17 protein-coding genes and 2 riboswitches are annotated in these 17,749 nt (G+C 40.7%); of the genes, 16 read left to right on the top strand and 1 reads right to left on the bottom strand.

What is annotated here, in order from left to right; genetic code table 11:
- Positions 1–159 precede the first annotated feature (159 nt).
- From BDR01S_RS22530 to yunB, 15 genes are all read left to right on the top strand, one after another.
- Entirely contained in the window at positions 160–513 is a 354-nt protein-coding gene (locus BDR01S_RS22530) for a hypothetical protein (RefSeq protein WP_066258620.1), read from the top strand.
- An 82-nt stretch (positions 514–595) separates the two neighbouring features.
- Positions 596–707, top strand: a riboswitch (SAM riboswitch).
- A gap of 66 nt (positions 708–773) precedes the next feature.
- Positions 774–2,090, top strand: a complete 1,317-nt coding sequence (locus BDR01S_RS22525) for an O-acetylhomoserine aminocarboxypropyltransferase/cysteine synthase family protein (RefSeq protein ID WP_066258616.1) — start codon at positions 774–776, stop codon at positions 2,088–2,090.
- Positions 2,091–2,224: 134 nt separating this feature from the next.
- Positions 2,225–2,334: riboswitch (SAM riboswitch) on the top strand.
- 134 nt (positions 2,335–2,468) lie between these two features.
- Positions 2,469–3,530, top strand: a complete 1,062-nt coding sequence (locus BDR01S_RS22520) for a methionine ABC transporter ATP-binding protein (protein WP_418303032.1) — start codon at positions 2,469–2,471, stop codon at positions 3,528–3,530.
- Positions 3,523–4,188 (top strand): methionine ABC transporter permease, encoded by a 666-nt coding sequence (locus BDR01S_RS22515; protein WP_066258615.1) that lies wholly within the window; start codon positions 3,523–3,525, stop codon positions 4,186–4,188. Before BDR01S_RS22520 ends, BDR01S_RS22515 begins: the two co-directional genes overlap by 8 nt.
- 17 nt (positions 4,189–4,205) lie before the next feature.
- On the top strand, positions 4,206–5,045 hold the full coding sequence (locus tag BDR01S_RS22510) for a MetQ/NlpA family ABC transporter substrate-binding protein (RefSeq protein ID WP_066258609.1): 840 nt from the start codon (positions 4,206–4,208) through the stop codon (positions 5,043–5,045).
- Positions 5,046–5,427: 382 nt separating this feature from the next.
- Positions 5,428–6,213 carry a Fe-S cluster assembly ATPase SufC gene (sufC, locus tag BDR01S_RS22505; protein WP_066258607.1) on the top strand — a complete coding sequence of 262 codons (786 nt, stop codon included), beginning with the start codon at positions 5,428–5,430 and terminating at the stop codon, positions 6,211–6,213.
- 21 nt (positions 6,214–6,234) lie between these two features.
- Positions 6,235–7,545: a Fe-S cluster assembly protein SufD gene (gene sufD / locus BDR01S_RS22500; protein WP_066258605.1), complete on the top strand. Its 1,311-nt coding sequence runs from the start codon at positions 6,235–6,237 to the stop codon at positions 7,543–7,545.
- Positions 7,545–8,774 carry a cysteine desulfurase gene (locus tag BDR01S_RS22495; protein ID WP_066258603.1) on the top strand — a complete coding sequence of 410 codons (1,230 nt, stop codon included), beginning with the start codon at positions 7,545–7,547 and terminating at the stop codon, positions 8,772–8,774. Before sufD ends, BDR01S_RS22495 begins: the two co-directional genes overlap by 1 nt.
- A complete protein-coding gene (gene sufU, locus BDR01S_RS22490; RefSeq protein WP_066258601.1) occupies positions 8,764–9,207 on the top strand; it encodes a Fe-S cluster assembly sulfur transfer protein SufU in 444 nt (147 codons plus the stop codon). The genes BDR01S_RS22495 and sufU overlap by 11 nt, the downstream gene beginning before the upstream one ends.
- 55 nt (positions 9,208–9,262) lie before the next feature.
- The gene (gene sufB / locus BDR01S_RS22485; protein WP_066258600.1) at positions 9,263–10,660 is read left to right on the top strand and encodes a Fe-S cluster assembly protein SufB; all 1,398 of its coding nucleotides are present in this window, start codon (positions 9,263–9,265) and stop codon (positions 10,658–10,660) included.
- A 235-nt stretch (positions 10,661–10,895) separates the two neighbouring features.
- Complete coding sequence (locus BDR01S_RS22480; protein WP_066258598.1) at positions 10,896–11,741, top strand: DUF72 domain-containing protein; 846 nt, start codon at positions 10,896–10,898, stop codon at positions 11,739–11,741.
- Between the two features lie 19 nt (positions 11,742–11,760).
- Positions 11,761–12,582 carry a sulfite exporter TauE/SafE family protein gene (locus tag BDR01S_RS22475; protein ID WP_066258596.1) on the top strand — a complete coding sequence of 274 codons (822 nt, stop codon included), beginning with the start codon at positions 11,761–11,763 and terminating at the stop codon, positions 12,580–12,582.
- Positions 12,583–12,589: 7 nt separating this feature from the next.
- Positions 12,590–13,936, top strand: a complete 1,347-nt coding sequence (locus BDR01S_RS22470) for a bifunctional metallophosphatase/5'-nucleotidase (protein WP_066258594.1) — start codon at positions 12,590–12,592, stop codon at positions 13,934–13,936.
- A 68-nt stretch (positions 13,937–14,004) separates the two neighbouring features.
- The gene (locus tag BDR01S_RS22465; protein WP_066258591.1) at positions 14,005–14,307 is read left to right on the top strand and encodes a YunC family protein; all 303 of its coding nucleotides are present in this window, start codon (positions 14,005–14,007) and stop codon (positions 14,305–14,307) included.
- A gap of 121 nt (positions 14,308–14,428) precedes the next feature.
- Positions 14,429–15,220 (top strand): sporulation protein YunB, encoded by a 792-nt coding sequence (yunB, locus tag BDR01S_RS22460; protein WP_066258589.1) that lies wholly within the window; start codon positions 14,429–14,431, stop codon positions 15,218–15,220.
- A 21-nt stretch (positions 15,221–15,241) separates the two neighbouring features.
- Here yunB and BDR01S_RS22455 read toward each other — a convergent pair whose 3' ends face one another.
- On the bottom strand, positions 15,242–16,240 hold the full coding sequence (locus BDR01S_RS22455) for a M23 family metallopeptidase (RefSeq protein WP_082797547.1): 999 nt from the start codon (positions 16,238–16,240) through the stop codon (positions 15,242–15,244).
- Positions 16,241–16,499: 259 nt separating this feature from the next.
- Between BDR01S_RS22455 and BDR01S_RS22450 the strand changes: the two genes are divergently transcribed.
- A partial coding sequence (locus BDR01S_RS22450; RefSeq protein ID WP_066363342.1) for a hypothetical protein occupies positions 16,500–17,749 on the top strand: 1,250 nt, incomplete at its 3' end.

Here is a 17,749-nt window from a genome sequence, read left to right as displayed (position 1 = left end):
TTTTTTTTTTTTTTTTTTTTTTGAGCCATTCCGACATATTTCTCGGGAAATCACGCCTAACCTGGTCCCAAAAAGCAGATAATTGTCGACTACTTTATAGATGTTTTCATGTCCCGCTCCTGTATAGTTAATATAAGAGAGCAGACCGGAGTGGTGGAAATGATCGAAGAACTGAAAGCGTTTCAATTAGAGATTAAACAGCAAGGGCATATTCTGCCGTTACTGGAGCATATCGATTTACGAGTCAATTTAGTTAGTGAACTAACAACCATTCAAATCTTTATAAAGAATAATGAGATTTTCATTCTTCATGATAGCGATGCGACACAAAATATTCCTGAAATCTGTGGGGACCCTCAGGCAATCAAGCAGCTGCTTGAAGGGAAGGAAAGACTAAGAACTCTTGAACGAAACGGTCAATTAACTATTTCCGCTCCCATCCGCACTACATTACTACTAGAATCAATTTTCTATTTGACAAAGGCTCAGAAAAATTTTGCAAATATTATTTAATCAAAGCTATTGACTCGGAATTAAACTTGTTGTAAAGTTTTAGGTAAATAAATAATCTAATAATAAAAACAATTCAATAAACATCTTATCGAGAGTGGCGGAGGGACTGGCCCTTTGAAGCCCGGCAACCGGTTTTTTAACACACTAACACGGTGCTAAATCCAGCAGAGCATCAAAGCTCTGGAAGATGAGGAGAGAGACCCCCCTCTTCTATGAAGCGGGGGTTTTGTTTAATGAATTGTAAAAGAGGAGGAAGTAGTATGAGTGAAAATCAGAAAAAGTATCGTTTTGAAACCTTGAGTGTTCATGGTGGTTTATCTCCAGACCCGGTAACAGGAGCTCGTGCTGTTCCGATTTATCAAAACAATGCCTATCAATTTAAGAATACCGAGCATGCGGCAAACCTTTTTAGCTTAGCGGAGCCTGGGTACATATACACACGAATTCACAATCCTACTACTACCGTTTTTGAAGAAAGAGTCGCATTATTGGAAGGCGGCGTCGGTGCCCTAGCAGTTGCTAGCGGGATGGCAGCTATTACCCTTGCCATTTTAAATATTGCCGAAGCAGGTGATGAGATTGTGTCTGCTTCCAATCTCTATGGCGGAACCTATAATCTTTTTGCAGTCACGCTACCTAAATACGGGATTAAAGTGAAATTTGTAGACCCTGAAAATCCGGAAAACTTCCGCGCGGCAATTACCGATAAAACCAAGGCTGTTTTTGCAGAAACAATTGGTAATCCAAGCCTGCGCATTCTTGATATTGAAAAAGTGGCCGAGATTGCCCATGCGGCAGGCGTTCCACTAATTATTGATAATACCTTTGCCACACCATACCTGTGCCGGCCAATTGAACATGGTGCAGATATTGTCATTCATTCCGCCACTAAATGGCTCCTAGGAAATGGAACAACAACAGGTGGAATTATTGTTGATGGAGGGAAGTTTGATTGGAATTCACCACGATTCCCTGGCTTCACCACACCAGATGCAAGCTATCATGACCTAGTTTATGCAGAAGCACTAGGTGCAATCGCCTATATTATCAAAGCCCGTGTCCAATTGCTGCGAGACTTAGGACCGGCATTAAGTCCGCAAAATTCCTTCCAGTTTATCCTTGGTCTGGAGACACTTCATGTCCGCATGAAGGAGCATGTGGCTAATACTAAAGAAGTGGTTGAATATTTAACCAATCATCCGGCTGTGGAATGGGTTTCTTATCCTGGTCACCCATCGCACCCAGATTCTGAATTAGCTAAAAAGTACTTGCCAAAAGGTGCAGGTTCTATGGTTGTCTTCGGGATTAAAGGCGGTAAAGAGGCCGGGGCCAAATTAATCGATTCGATTACTCTTTGGGCGCATGTTGCAAATGTTGGCGACGCAAAAAGTTTAATTATTCACCCGGCAAGCACCACCCATCAGCAATTAGATGCTGACGGCCTGAAAGCTGCAGGAGTAACAGAGGATTTGATTCGCCTTTCCATCGGTATCGAGAATGTTGAGGATCTAATCGAAGATCTTGAGTCAGCTATTTTGGCTGCAACGGGTGAAACTTCATTAAAGGTAAATGCCTAAAAGCTACCAAAACTTATTTTTCCGAATATGAAGATATTTTCATTGACACCTCTTTTTATACGTGATACGATTGCTCTCGTAATATAATTTACTTAAACAAATTAACGTTTTAATTGAATATAGGATACTTGATGCTCTTATCAAGAGAGGTGGAGGGATGTGCCCGATGATGCCCGGCAACCGTCAATAGTTATTATTGAAATGGTGCCAATTCACACAAAGCGATTGCTTTGGGAGATGGGAGAAAGGATTATTTTTAATGATGCCTTTCTGCCTATGCAGAAAGGCCTTTTATTTTATTAAGATAGAATCTTTTTGTTATAAAAATCAAATCCTATATTATATTTAAGCGGTGTACTACAATAAAAATATTTCAGAATGTTAGGTAAATTGAATAAAAAGCAGGTGATTCCAGTGATTTCAATAAAAAATGTCCAGAAGATTTTCCCTTCTAAACAGGGGCAGCTAAGAGCCGTCGATGATGTGAACCTGGAAATTCAAGAGGGTGAAATCTTCGGGGTGATTGGATACAGTGGGGCAGGTAAAAGTACCTTAATCCGAATGTTAAATGGACTGGAGCTGCCAACCGACGGAACCGTAACAATTGCAGATCGTGTTATCTCTAAAATCAAGGGTGCTGAACTTCGAAAAGCACGCCAGGAAATCAGCATGATATTCCAGCATTTTAACTTACTGTGGTCGAGGACGGTGAGTGAAAATATCGCTTTTCCTTTGGAAATCGCAGGTATCAAAGGTCCGGAGCGACAAAAAAGAGTGAGTGAACTGATTAAATTAGTTGGCCTTGAGGGCAGAGAAAATGCCTATCCGTCCCAGCTGAGCGGTGGACAAAAGCAGCGTGTTGGGATTGCGAGGGCACTCGCTAACAATCCAAAAGTGCTTCTTTGCGATGAAGCAACTTCAGCACTAGACCCGCAAACTACGGATTCTATTTTGGAATTGTTAGTGGATATTAATAAACGGCTTGGTTTAACGATTGTTTTGATTACCCATGAAATGCATGTCATCCGTAAAATATGCCACCAGGTGGCAGTAATGGAAAGCGGAAGAGTCGTTGAGCTTGGTCCGGTGTTGGATGTGTTTAAAAACCCGCAGCAGCCGATTACAAAGCGATTTGTCCAGCAGGTAACGGAACCGGAAGAAACGAAGGAAACAACTCAACATCTGCTCGAACTTTATCCGCATGGTCAAGTGGTTCAGCTCTCTTTCATTGGAGAAGCTACCGAACATCCATTAATCACAAATGTTATCCGGAATTTCGATGTGGTTGTCAATATTCTTCAAGGGAAAATTTCGCACACGCAAAACGGATCATACGGAACATTATTTATTCACTTGGATGGACAAGCAAGCGAGATACAGAATGCCATTGATTATATTCACTCACAGCAAGTCGGCGTGGAGGTGATCAGTAATGGCTGATTTTATGGAAATGGTAAAGTGGGATCAATTAATGGAAGCAACAGGTGAAACCATTTATATGACTTCCATTTCAGTGTTTACGACTTTTATATTGGGATTATTCCTCGGTCTGCTATTATTTTTAACAGATAAAGGTAATATATGGGCTAATCGGTCTGTTAATGTTGTTATTGCCGGCTTTGTTAATATTTTCAGATCTATTCCCTTTATAATCTTAATTGTTTTATTAATTCCTTTTACAAAATTATTGCTTGGAACTATGCTTGGGGCAAATGCGGCCCTGCCAGCCCTAATTATTGGTGCAGCCCCTTTTTATGCGCGAATGGTAGAAATTGCACTTAGGGAAATTGATAAAGGTGTGATTGAGGCATCGCAATCGATGGGAGCAACACAAGGTCATATTATTTTTAAAGTATTAATACCGGAATCATTGCCGGCATTAATTTCAGGAATTACAGTCACAGCAATTTCGCTCGTCGGCTTTACAGCAATGGCTGGGGTCATTGGAGCGGGTGGACTTGGACATTTTGCCTATCTTGAAGGTTTTCAGCGCAATCGACCAATTGTCACGTTAGTGGCGACGATTGCGATATTAATTTTGGTTTTTATCATCCAATTTATTGGAGATTATTTTACAAAGAAAACAGATAAACGATAACAGGAGGAGTTTAGGTTATGAAAAAAGCATTTGGTTTTATTGTCATTGCATTATTAGCATTTGCCCTAACAGCATGTGGTGGTACTAAAAAAGATACTGCAGATAAGGCTGGAAAAGATGGAAACAAGAAATTAGTCGTTGGTGCATCTGCTGTACCGCATGCGGAAGTGCTAGAAGCAGCAAAACCTTTATTAAAGGAAAAAGGCATTGATCTAGAAATCAAAGTTTTTCAAGATTATATCCTGCCAAACGTTGCTTTAAGGGATAAAGAACTCGACGCAAACTATTTTCAAACACCAGGGTATTTAGACCTACAAATGAAGGAAAATAAGGACTTTGATTTTGTAAGTGTTGGTGGAATTCATAAGGAACCAATCGGAATTTATTCTAAAAAATACAAAAGCTTAAAAGACCTTCCAAAAGGCGCAAAAATTATTATGAGTGATTCACTAAGTGACCATGGACGTATCTTACCTATTTTTGAAAAAGAAGGTTTAATTAAGCTTAAAGAAGGCGTTGGCGCGAGTGCAAGAGTAGAGGATATTGTCGAAAATCCAAAGAACCTTGATTTCTCAACATTAATTGAAGCGAAATTATTAGCTTCTTCTTTCGATAGCGGTGAAGGTGATGCGGTCGTTATTAATACGAACTACGCATTAGAAGGCGGTATTGACATTGGAAAGTATGGAATTGCCTTTGAAGGCGATGACGTTGTACCGGCAAACCTTGTGGTCGTTCGTTCAGAGGACAAAGACCGAAAAGAAATCAAGACACTTGTAGAAGTACTTCAATCAAAAGAAATCCAGGATTTCATTCTTGATAAATACAAAGGTGCCGTTGTACCAGTTTCTGAGTAAACTAATAAATAGGAAGAAAGTCAGTGTCTATACACTGGCTTTTTCTATGGAGTTGGCGAAAAGCGCTATACATTTAAACGGTCATCCTGGGTAAAAATAGAAGGAACTTATGACGTGAATTATCTTGGCAAATTGCAAAAAAATAGGGTATGATTTTAATCGAGTGCTATTTATTTAAATAGAATCAGTCAGAATTTTCATAAAAAATCACTTTGCATTCTCATTTGAAACAAGCTTAATGAAAATAGATGGACTGTTTTTACTGTTTTAGAGTTGCTAATACATTTCATTTGTTATAAGATTGGAATGAGAATAAAATGAGAATAGAGTTATTGAATAACTCAATCTAAATGTACAACACTTTCTCTTTGGAGGTATAGATATGGCTGGATCAACGTTAACGATCAAAGATTTACATGTAGCAATTGATGGGAAAGAAATTTTAAAAGGTGTGAACCTTGAAATAAAAGGTGGAGAAATCCACGCAATAATGGGCCCGAATGGAACAGGTAAATCTACTTTATCTTCAGCAATTATGGGACACCCAAAATATGAAGTGACAAGCGGAACCATTACCTTAGATGGACAAAATGTTTTGGAAATGGAAGTAGATGAGCGTGCACGTGCGGGTCTATTCCTAGCAATGCAATATCCTAGTGAAATTAACGGCGTAACAAATGCCGATTTCTTACGTTCAGCACTTAATAGCCGTCTTGGTGAAGGAAATGAAATTTCATTAATGAAATTTATCCGCAAAATGGATAAACAAATGGAATACCTTGAAATGGACCTTGATATGGCTCAACGTTACTTAAACGAAGGTTTCTCCGGCGGTGAGAAAAAACGGAATGAAATTTTGCAATTGATGATGTTAGAACCAAAAATTGCTATCTTAGATGAAATTGACTCCGGACTAGATATCGATGCCTTGAAGGTCGTATCAAAAGGGATCAATCAAATGCGCGGCGGAGATTTCGGCTGCTTAGTCATTACACACTATCAACGACTTTTAAACTATATCACTCCAGACCATGTGCATGTAATGATGCAAGGCCGTGTAGTAAAATCAGGCGGAGCAGAATTGGCACAACGCTTAGAAGCTGAAGGATATGACTGGATCAAACAAGAACTTGGAATTGAAGATGAAACAGTTGGGCAAGAAGCGTAAGAGAGGGTTAGGAGGATTACAATGACAACTGAAACCAAATTACCATTTGATAAGGACAATGTTCGCTCCTTTTCAAAAGAAATGAGCGAGCCTGCTTGGTTTGAAGAGCTTCGTCTTAAAGCATTAGCTGAGTTCGACCAACTGCCAATGCCAAGACCGGACAAAACAAAGATTGATAAGTGGAACTTTACTCAATTCACTCAGCATACTGTAAAAAGTTCAGCCTATCCTTCACTTTTAGAATTACCGGAAGAAGTGAAAGCATTAGTTGACTTAGAGACAGATAATAAAAATTTATATATTCAGCGAAATCAAACTCCTGCCTTTTTGACTTTATCAGAAGAGCTAAAGAGCAAAGGTGTTATTTTTACAGATATATTTACTGCAGCAAAAGAGCATGGCGACTTATTGAAAAAGTATTATATGACACAAGCCATCAATGCCGATGAACATCGCTTAACAGCTCTAAACGCGGCACTAGTAAATGGCGGAGTGTTCTTATATATTCCGAAAAACGTGGAAATTTCCGAACCGATTCAGGCAGTCTATGTACATGATGACGTTGAAGCTAACTTGTTTAACCATGTCATTGTGGTCGCAGACGACAATAGTTCAGTAACCTATGTAGAAAATTATTTTTCAACGATGGAAACATCGAATACCTTAGTCAATATCCTGACGGAAGTAATTGCAAATGTGAATGCACGCGTGCAATTCGGTGCGGTTGATACGTTAGCTAAGGGAATTACTACCTATGTGAATCGCCGCGGAGTTGCCGGACGAGATTCTCGAATTGAATGGGCCCTTGGTTTAATGAATGAGGGAAATACCATCTCGGAAAACACAACCAACCTCCTTGGCGATGGTTCTATTGGAGATACTAAAACAGTTGCTGTCGGACGTGGCGAGCAAACGCAAAACTTTACGACAAAGGTTGTTCATTTCGGTAGACATACAGTCGGGAATATTTTAAATCATGGTGTTGTGAAAGAAAGTGCTACATCCATTTTTAATGGGATTGGTAAAATTGAGCATGGTGCATCGAAATCAGATGCACAACAAACATCACGAGTTCTTATGCTAAGTGAAAAAGCACGTGGCGATGCCAATCCGATCCTTTTAATCGATGAAGATGACGTCGTAGCTGGTCACGCAGCATCTGTCGGACGAGTTGACCCTGTTCAACTTTACTACTTGATGAGCCGCGGAATTCGCAAAGAAGAAGCAGAACGATTAGTTATTCATGGTTTCCTTGCACCAGTTGTTAATCAACTTCCAATTGAAGGAGTAAAGAAACAGTTAACTGAGGTAATTGAAAGGAAAGTCCGCTAATGAATATCCAAGATATTCGTGGTCAATTTCCAATCTTAGATCAAGAGGTCAATGGGAAGCCATTGGTATACTTGGATAGTTCGGCAACATCACAAAAGCCGCTCCAAGTAATCGAGGCTATTGAAAAATATTATCGTGAAATTAATTCCAATGTCCACCGTGGTGTGCATACACTAGGAACAAGAGCAACAGATGCTTACGAAGGTGCAAGAGAAAAGGTTCGTAAGTTCATCAATGCCAAGTCCACTCAAGAAGTAATTTTTACACGAGGAACGACAACGTCTCTTAATACGGTGGCTGCAAGCTATGCGGCAGCAAATTTAAAAGCAGGCGATGAAATCGTCATTACGTATATGGAACACCATAGTAATATCATTCCATGGCAGCAAGTGGCCAGACGTACAGGCGCCCAGTTGAAATACATTCCACTTCAAGCAGATGGAACGATTTCACTCGATGATGTACGTGCAACCATTACAGCCAACACAAAGATCGTCTCTGTTATGCAAGTATCCAACGTTCTTGGTGTCATCAATCCGGTCAAAGAAATTGCTCAAATTGCCCATGATCATGGGGCAATTATGGTTGTTGACGGGGCGCAAAGTGCTCCGCATATGAAAATTGATGTTCAAGATCTAGATTGTGATTTTCTTGCTTTTTCAGGACATAAAATGTGCGGTCCGACCGGCATTGGCGTTCTTTATGGAAAAAAACATCTTCTCGAAAACATGGAGCCAATCGAATTTGGCGGTGAAATGATTGATTTTGTACAATTACAAGAATCAACCTGGAAAGAGCTTCCTTGGAAGTTCGAAGCAGGTACACCGATCATTGCAGGCGCCATTGGCCTTGGAACTGCCATCGACTTTTTAAATGAAGTTGGCTTAGACCAAATTGCCGAGCATGAACATAAACTTGCTGCCTATGCGTTAGAAAAAATGTCAACTGTTGAAGGAATGACCATTTACGGTCCCCTTGATGCAGCGAAGCGGGCAGGATTAATCACCTTTAACTTAAGTGATGTTCATCCCCATGATGTAGCAACGGTGCTTGATGCTGAAGGTATTGCAGTTCGTGCCGGCCATCATTGCGCCCAGCCGTTAATGAGATGGCTGAAGGCGTCAGCAACAGCACGGGCCAGCTTTTACCTGTATAATACAGAAGATGATATAGATAAACTTGTTGAAGGACTTGTAAAAACAAAGGAGTATTTCAGCGATGTCTTCTAATAATTTAGATACACTTTACCGTCAGGTGATTATGGATCATTATAAAAATCCGCGTAATCGCGGTGTTTTAGAGGATGGCAACCATACCATTAATATGAATAACCCTACTTGTGGGGACCGCATTCAATTGACCCTAAAAGTGGAAAATGGAATTGTCGTCGACGCAAAGCAAGAAGGGGAAGGCTGTTCGATTTCAATGTCATCTGCTTCGATGATGACGCAAGCAATTAAGGGAAAAAAAATCGAAGAAGCGTTAAAGTTAGCGAAGATCTTTTCTGACATGATGCAGGGAATAGATTACGACGAAGACGACCTTGATTTAGGTGATATTGAAGCGCTACAAGGTGTTTGTAAGTTTCCAGCCCGCATCAAATGTGCGACTCTAGCATGGAAAGCCATGGAAAAGAGCCTAAAAGAAGAGGAAAAAGAATAGGATGAAATAAGGCATTTTTAGGCCTTATTCGTTTAAGAAATGGAGGAACACGACGATGGCGAAAAAAATGCCGGAAATCGGTGATTATAAATATGGTTTTGCCGATAAAGACGTTTCCATATTCCGATCTAAGCGTGGTTTAACATCTGATATCGTAAAAGAAATATCTAAATTGAAGAACGAACCACAATGGATGTTAGACTTCCGTTTGAAGTCGCTTGAGCATTTTTACAAAATGCCAATGCCACAATGGGGCGGCGATATGTCCTCATTAAACTTTGATGAAATTACTTATTATGTAAAACCATCTGAGAAATCTGAGAAGTCATGGGATGAAGTACCTGAAGAAATCAAGGCTACTTTTGATAAACTTGGGATTCCAGAAGCTGAGCAAAAATACCTTGCCGGGGTATCTGCCCAGTATGAATCTGAAGTAGTTTATCACAACATGAAGGTAGAACTTGAAGACTTAGGGATCGTCTTTAAGGATACAGACTCAGCATTAAGAGAAAATGAAGATATTTTCCGCGAACACTTTGGAAAGACCATTCCGCCAACTGACAATAAGTTTTCTGCCCTAAACTCAGCAGTTTGGTCAGGCGGTTCGTTTATCTATGTGCCACCAGGTGTGAAAGTAGATACACCATTACAAGCGTACTTCCGCATTAACTCTGAAAACATGGGCCAATTCGAACGGACATTAATCATTGTTGATGAAGGCGCACATGTGCATTACGTAGAAGGTTGTACAGCACCAGTGTACACAACAAACTCCCTGCACAGTGCGGTTGTTGAGATTGTCATTAAAAAAGATGCTTACTGCCGTTATACTACCATTCAAAACTGGGCGAATAACGTCTTTAACCTTGTGACAAAGCGTGCGGTTTGTGAAGCAAACGCGACTATGGAATGGATTGACGGAAACATCGGTTCAAAATTAACAATGAAGTACCCAGCCGTTATTTTAAAAGGCGAGGGCGCTCGTGGTTTGACACTTTCAATTGCGATTGCAGGTAAAGGTCAACACCAGGATGCGGGTGCAAAGATGATTCATTTAGCACCAAATACATCATCAACGATCGTTTCTAAATCCATTTCTAAGCATGGCGGTAAGGTAACTTATCGCGGCCAAGTTCACTTCGGACGTAAGGCAGACGGGGCACGTTCTAATATCGAATGTGATACATTAATAATGGATAACAAATCAACATCAGATACGATTCCATACAATGAAATCTTAAACGATAACATCTCCCTCGAGCATGAAGCGAAGGTTTCGAAGGTTTCTGAAGAGCAGCTCTTCTACTTAATGAGCCGTGGTATTTCTCAACAGGAAGCAACCGAAATGATCGTCATGGGCTTTATCGAGCCATTTACGAAAGAATTACCAATGGAATACGCTGTGGAAATGAACCGTCTCATCAAGTTCGAGATGGAAGGCTCCATCGGTTAATATTTTTGATAAAAAATCCCGCTTGCCGTTGTTGGCAGGCGGGTTTTTGCGTTGAAAATTAGGCTTACTCTTGGATGAGATCCACCAACTTGCGGATGAGTGCCGCCAATTTGCGGATAAGCTCATGCCACTTGCGACTACCCTCAATTGCCATGAAATTGTCGTTCTCACCTAAATATCTACCGCACCCATCGAAAAATGGATATGCTATTATTAATAGTTGGAGGTGAGTATTTTGATTTATATCGGCGTAACAGGCTGGGGTGATCATGACAGCTTATATCCAGGTCAAATATCCTCACGGGACAAGTTAAAGGTGTATGCAAGCCATTTTCCCATCGTGGAAGTTGATTCCGCCTTTTATGCGATTCAGCCTCAAAGGAATGCAGAAAAGTGGGTCCATGAAACACCGCCCAGTTTCCAGTTTATCGTCAAAGCCTACCAAGGGATGACTGGACATATGCGCGGGGAAATTCCGTTTGAAAATAAACAAGCGATGTTCAGAGCCTTTAAAGAGTCGCTCGAACCATACATAGAAACTAATAAATTAGCAATGACCCTCTTTCAATTTCCACCATGGTTTACGTGTACGAGAGAAAATGTCGAATACTTAAGATGGTGCAAGCATGAAATGGGTGACCTCCCTTGTGCATTAGAGTTCAGACACCAATCATGGTTCGCGCCTCAGTTTCGGTCGAAAACACTGAAATTTATGACCGAAGAAAACTGGATCCATAGTATTTGCGATGAACCACAATCTGGAGAAGGCAGCATTCCAACAATATTACAGTCCACCACCCCAGAGAAGGTTCTTGTCCGTTTTCACGGACGCAATGTCCATGGCTGGCAAAAACGAACAGGAGTGGATTGGCGTGAGGTTCGCTATCTTTACCGCTATAATCAACAAGAACTAGAAGAATGGGCGGATTCGATTCAAAAGTTAGCTAAGGACACTAAAGATATCTATCTCCTTTTTAACAACAACTCTGGCGGGGATGCGGCAGATAATGCAAAGGAAATGATCAAACTTTTGCATCTCGAATACAAGGGGCTTGCTCCACGCCAGTTGGATCTACTATAAACAGTTAGGAGAAGAAAACATGGAATGGATCTTAATCGTTTTTATCGGTCTTATCGCAAGCTCTCTTGGCTCGCTCATAGGATTAGGCGGAGGAATTGTCATTGTTCCCTCGTTGCTTTATTTATCCACCCTGCCAGCCTTTGGACATATAACACCACAGGTAGCAGTAGGGACATCCCTTTTTACGATGATTTTTACTGGCCTGTCATCCACCTTAGCGTATATGAAATACAAAACAATTGATTATAAAAGTGGTCTGATTTTTTTAATCGGAAGTGGCCCGGGTAGTATTCTCGGTGCATGGGTGACTGAAGGTTTACATATGAAAACCTTCAATATTTTTTTCGGACTATTTATTATCTTTATTTCGATTATTTTGCTGCTTAAGGACAAGTTAAAGCCTATACCTTATCGGAAGGACCGGGGGATTATTCGAACTTTTACCGATAATGTCGGTAAAACCTTTGAATATGGATATAACCCAATTGTGGGAGTCCTGATTGCCTTTATAGTGGGCTTTTTATCAGGAATTTTTGGTGTCGGCGGCGGTTCATTAATGGTCCCAACGATGATTTTGATATTTTTCTTTCCGCCCCATGTCGCAACGGCCACCTCGATGTTTATGATTTTACCAACATCCTTGCTGAGCTCGATTACACATATTACTTTAGGGAATGTGGACTGGCTTTATGCGCTGGCCTTGGTCCCTGGGGCGTGGATTGGAGCTAAAGTAGGGGTCTTTTTAAACACCAAACTTAAGAGTAAAACGATTGTGTTAATTTTACGGACGATTCTTATTGTTGTAGGAATCCGATTAATTTATCAAGGAATCTTTGGGTAGGTAGAGAATGGAAACTATACATATTTATCATACAAACGATATACACAGCCACTTAGAAAATTGGCCGCGAATTAAACAGTTTCTAGCAGAACAACAAGAGAGGCATCACCAAAATGATGAGGATGTATTTCTATTTGATATCGGTGACTTTATTGATCGCTGGCATCCTTTCACAGAAGCGACAAGAGGAAAAGGGAATATTGATCTCTTAAATGAGAGTCATTTTACCGCTGTAACGATTGGAAACAATGAAGGGGTTAACCTTCCCTTTGAAGACTTAAATGAACTTTATGAAAATGCTCAGTTTGACGTTCTGTTAGCGAATTTTTTTCAGCAAAATGGAAGCCGCCCAAGCTGGGTAAAGCCATATAAGATCTATCATTCGAAAAAGGGAACAAGGGTGGGTGTCATCGGTTTAACGGCGCCGTTTGCACATCTTTATGGTTTACTGGGCTGGAAAGTGACAGAGCCAATTGAAGAACTGAAAAAATGGATTGAAAAAGTAAAAGCAGAATCAGATGTAATTATTCTACTTTCCCATCTCGGACTTAATGTGGACGAATCCATAGCAGCTGAATTTCCTGATATAGATGTTATATTAGGTTCACATACCCATCATTACCTTGAAAAAGGAAAGCTAGTGGGCAGGACACTCCTTGGAGCGGCGGGTAAATATGGGTATTTTGTCGGTGAAGTAACCCTCAACCTAAACGAACAAAAAATCATTACCGCGAAGGAAGCTATTCTATATGATAGTAAAGAGCTTCCCGCTCTAAATCATGAGCAAGAACTAAGCGACGCTTATTTTAACAAAGGAAAAGCCCTATTAAATCAAAAAGTGACTACCTTAACTAATCCGCTCACTAGTGATATTTTCCATGAAACGGAGTTTTCACTGCTGCTTTGCAGGGCATTAAGGGAATGGTGTAACACGGATTGTGCGATGATTAATGCAGGGCTCCTATTAGGGGGGGTATCCGGTGAGGTGACTGTTTACGATTTGCTTGAAATCTGTCCCCATCCAATTAATCCGTGTGTGGTCGAACTAACGGGAAAAGAAATAGAAGAGATTTATTGGCAGTCAAAAGATGAGGGTTTGGTACATAAGCATATCAAGGGGCTTGGATTTAGAGGAACTCTCCTAGGGGTATTTGTCTTTGACCGAATCATCCATCACAAGGAAGTCATTTTCATAAATGGGACGGAAGTGGATTATGAAAAAATTTATACGTTAGCCCTTCCGGATATGTTTACATTTGGTCACTTTTTCAAAGACATTCTTCCTCAAAAAGAAAAGAAGTATTTCTTGCCGGAATTTCTTCGGGATATATTAAAATGGGAGTTACAAAAGTAGCGATGGCATGTAACACGCTTTTTCCCCTCAAATCATAAAGTGATAGAGAGGAAAGGAGTGTGGACCATTTGATTGAGCTTTCACCAATTGAAATAAACGGCCATACCTTTTTGGCAGTTTCCGTTTTGCTTCCGAAAACGACCTTGCTTGCGGTATCAAACGATAAGGGATATATCATGTGCGGAGCCTTGGATGTCGGTTTATTAAATGAAAAACTTAAGGACCGCAAGATCATTGCCGGCCGTGCTGTTGGAGTAAGGACGATTGAACAGCTTCTAAATGCACCGTTAGAGTCGGTAACATGGGAGGCAGAGGCGTTAGGGATCCACCAAGGCATGATTGGTAAAGATGCCTTGTTAAGAATGATTTAAAAAGCTTGCTCCATGCGGGCTTTTTTTATATTTGGCTGTTGATTTCCGTTCCAGACGCTTCGCTTTTTTTGGGCTAGTTCCCCTTTTCCAAGCATACATTTAGCTTGAAGGGGTGATTTTTTTGGCGAAGTTTCGCAGACGTCCTCCGAAGAAGGGGCCGTTGCCTTTCCGTTACGTGATGTTATTAACGTTTGTCTTTTTTCTTTTTTCAACTGCCACTGGATTATGGCTCGTGAATAAGGGGATTGAGCCAACATTAATGAGAATTGCTACTTCCGAAACCCGCAATATTGCCTCCCTCGTTATTAATAAGGCCATTACCAAACGGACGACGGATACGGGTGAGGGTAATGATGTCATTGTTATTTTACCAAGTGAAAATGGCAAGGCATCCAACGTAAAACTTAATACCGTTTATATAAACCGGGTCTTAGCGGAAACCACCGCGCAAATTCAAAAAAACTTAAAAGCAGCTAAAAAAGGGGATCTTGCTTCGTTAGAGCAGTTAACAGATGTAGAAATTGAAACGTATAATTCGGATAAGGAAGACGGGATTGTTTGGTATGTTCCTTTAGGTCAAGCAACCAATATCTCCTTACTGGGGAACATTGGTCCGAAAATCCCAGTAAAATTTCATGCGATTGGTGAAGTGGAACCAGATGTTAAAATCGAGACGAAAGATATTGGGATTAATAATACCTGGGTCGATGTTTCCATTCACATCGAAGTGTCTGTCCAAATCATCACCCCATTTGCTACGAAAATAACAAAGCTTACCCAAAGCATTCCAGTGGACGGCTCACTCATCCAAGGAGATGTCCCACAATTCTATAATAATGGCGGCGGAGTAAGTCCATCCATACAGCTTCCGGAAAAAAAACAGACTCAGGAAAAATCGAGCAATAAAAAATAGGACTATCCGCCATGGACAGTCCTATTTTTTGCGAACATTCATCCGCTCCATTCGCTTCCATTTGGCTAAATGCGGATAGGGGTCAAAGGACCACTCGGTCACACCGGTATCTTTGTACATCCCGTAATGTAAATGGGGAGGGAACTTACCAGACGTGCCTGGCGGGCCGTAACCAGAGCTTCCAACACCGCCAATCACCATTCCCGGCTCAACAATTTGGCCGACTTTTAAATCCTTAGCAAAACCGCTGAGATGGGCAAAATAATGATAGGTATTATTGATATCTCGAATCCCGATTCTCCAACCGCCGAATTTGTTCCAGCCCTTCATTTCGATGATTCCATAGTTCGTCGCGCGAACGGGGACTCCGTAGCCTGCGAAAATATCGGTGCCTTCATGAATTCTTCGGCCGCCCCAGCCGCGGGCAGATCCCCAAGTGCTTCGGTAGCTATGATTGCTCCGGATTGGCACTGGAAATACTTGTGAATCTAAATCAATCCGGCCGAAATGACGATAAATTTTTGCTTTCCCGGCAATGATACTAACTGTCTTATCGCGATGATAGTAATTCCATAAGCCGATTTTTATATTATCATGATCGATTCCGTATGAAAGAAGATAATTGGCAAATGCATACAGGACATCCTCATCATTTTTAAGACTTGCTTTTCCGTCTCCATCCCCGTCCACACCCTTCCCATCAAAAAACTGAATGATTGCCGGGTTCTCTGCCAAAGGATTTGGATTAGTAAGACCTGCCCATTCTTCCAGCCGAAAATAGATGCCGATTACGCTGTCCGGTTTAGGTAGGTCTCGGCGGACCTGACGGATACTTCTTTCGTATTGATCAATAGCCGCTAAGTAATACCAGGGAATCTGGGTAACCGTTTCAACCTTCTTATAAAGCTTCATTCTTTCTTGATATGGATCAGATTCGTTTGTTTTGGCTTCCGCATCCCTGACTGCGAATGAACTGGTGAAGCATAAGAGAAAGGTTGCGATGATTAGAACAGCCCGCACAAGAATCCTCCTTCCAAGTAATGTACAAGCTTAGTTTATGTTTTCTAAACCATTTCATTATGGTTAATAAATGGTAAAGATATTTTAAGGCAAAAACAAAAGGGCTTGGAACAGTTTCAAAAAACGTAGACTATAGTGGACAACAATAGACAATGGTATTATTTTGTAAATTTTTACATTTAATACTTGAAAGAGAGCTCAGAAAGTAAGATAATATATTTACGAACGATTGTTCTTATATTTATTTGGAGGTACAAAAATGATACAAACCTACCAAACGAAACTAATAAACTTCTCACTACATGATGGACTCTCATCATACATGTACCTTCATGAGTATGCAGAATACTTTAGCAGGCTGGAACGAAAGCTTTTTGTTCAGTCCCACATAAAAGGTGTTCCGGCCTCGAGTTTAAAAAAGACCTTTCTAACTCAATCTAGGATCACAGCTCGTCAATTCAATTCCTTGAGAATGCAGCTTGACGGAAAGGTTTCTTCCTTTATTGAAAAAAGAAAACTAGAATTACGGGAATTAGAATCCAAAACGGTTTACTTACAGAAAATTCTCGCCAAGAAAACCACCCAAAAAGATCAACTTCATCAAAAACTCAAAGAAATTCCACAAACCCATTCGTCTTTCTCTAAAAAAATAAAGAAATTTCGAAACCTTAAATTTTACCTCCATCAAAAAAAACGCAGGTTAAGAAATCTCCAACATAAAATTGAAAAACTAAAGTTGGATGAGTCAAATAACAAAATTCGCATTTGTTTTGGCTCGAAGAAGCTGTTTCACAAACAATTCTACCTGAAGGAAAATCAATATAAGGATCATCAAGAATGGAGAACGGATTGGCTTGAAGCCCGAAGTGGACAATTTTTAGTGATTGGCTCCAAGGATGAAACCCTTGGAAATCAGACAGCCACCTATGATTTGAAAAATACCCTGAGATTGCGCGTGGCGAATTACTTTGTAGACAAATATGGGAAGTATGTTGAATTTCCTGAAGTCAATTTCCCCTACGGGCAAGAATGGTTAGACAAGGCGAAGGTTCCTCATATGGGTCATACCCGAAGTGGACGGCCACAAAAATATTATTCATCGATCACCTATCGTTTTATCAAACAGAAAAAAGGATGGTATGTTAACGCAACCGTGGAAAGGGAAACTCCTAACGTAGGCACATCCAACATCAACGGACTCATCGGCATTGATGTGAATGCGGGGTTCCTTTCTGTTTGCGAAATTGATCGGTTTGGAAACCCCATCAAACACTGGAACATCCAAGTACCCATGTATAGCCGAAGAAAAGAACAGATTCTGGCTTCTATAAGTAATGCACTAAAGGAGATTCTCGACTACGCCGTTTTGGTGCAAAAAGATGTTCAAATCGAGAAACTGGATTTTTCGAAGAAAAAGACACAGCTCCGTGAAAAGGGTACAGCCTATGCCCGAATGCTTTCAGGATTTGCCTATTCCTCGTTCCAACAATTAATCAAAGGGAAGGCGAA

The sequence above is a fragment of the Neobacillus drentensis NBRC 102427 genome (assembly GCF_001591445.1).
GTDB classification, from domain to species: Bacteria; Bacillota; Bacilli; order Bacillales; family Cytobacillaceae; genus Neobacillus; species Neobacillus drentensis.
Note: the sequence above shows the minus strand (reverse complement) of the source record. Positions and strands in the feature narration are given on the sequence as shown.

Bases quoted from the DNA above. Each gene is read 5' to 3' on its own strand.
- BDR01S_RS22510 (WP_066258609.1), top strand. From the start codon at position 4,206: ATGAAAAAAGCATTTGGTTTTATTGTCATTGCATTATTAGCATTTGCC.
- sufC (WP_066258607.1), top strand. From the start codon at position 5,428: ATGGCTGGATCAACGTTAACGATCAAAGATTTACATGTAGCAATTGAT.
- BDR01S_RS22495 (WP_066258603.1), top strand. From the start codon at position 7,545: ATGAATATCCAAGATATTCGTGGTCAATTTCCAATCTTAGATCAAGAG.
- BDR01S_RS22470 (WP_066258594.1), top strand. From the start codon at position 12,590: ATGGAAACTATACATATTTATCATACAAACGATATACACAGCCACTTA.
- BDR01S_RS22475 (WP_066258596.1), top strand. From the start codon at position 11,761: ATGGAATGGATCTTAATCGTTTTTATCGGTCTTATCGCAAGCTCTCTT.
- sufB (WP_066258600.1), top strand. From the start codon at position 9,263: ATGGCGAAAAAAATGCCGGAAATCGGTGATTATAAATATGGTTTTGCC.
- BDR01S_RS22520 (WP_418303032.1), top strand. From the start codon at position 2,469: ATGTTAGGTAAATTGAATAAAAAGCAGGTGATTCCAGTGATTTCAATA.
- sufU (WP_066258601.1), top strand. From the start codon at position 8,764: ATGTCTTCTAATAATTTAGATACACTTTACCGTCAGGTGATTATGGAT.
- BDR01S_RS22525 (WP_066258616.1), top strand. From the start codon at position 774: ATGAGTGAAAATCAGAAAAAGTATCGTTTTGAAACCTTGAGTGTTCAT.
- BDR01S_RS22515 (WP_066258615.1), top strand. From the start codon at position 3,523: ATGGCTGATTTTATGGAAATGGTAAAGTGGGATCAATTAATGGAAGCA.
- BDR01S_RS22530 (WP_066258620.1), top strand. From the start codon at position 160: ATGATCGAAGAACTGAAAGCGTTTCAATTAGAGATTAAACAGCAAGGG.
- sufD (WP_066258605.1), top strand. From the start codon at position 6,235: ATGACAACTGAAACCAAATTACCATTTGATAAGGACAATGTTCGCTCC.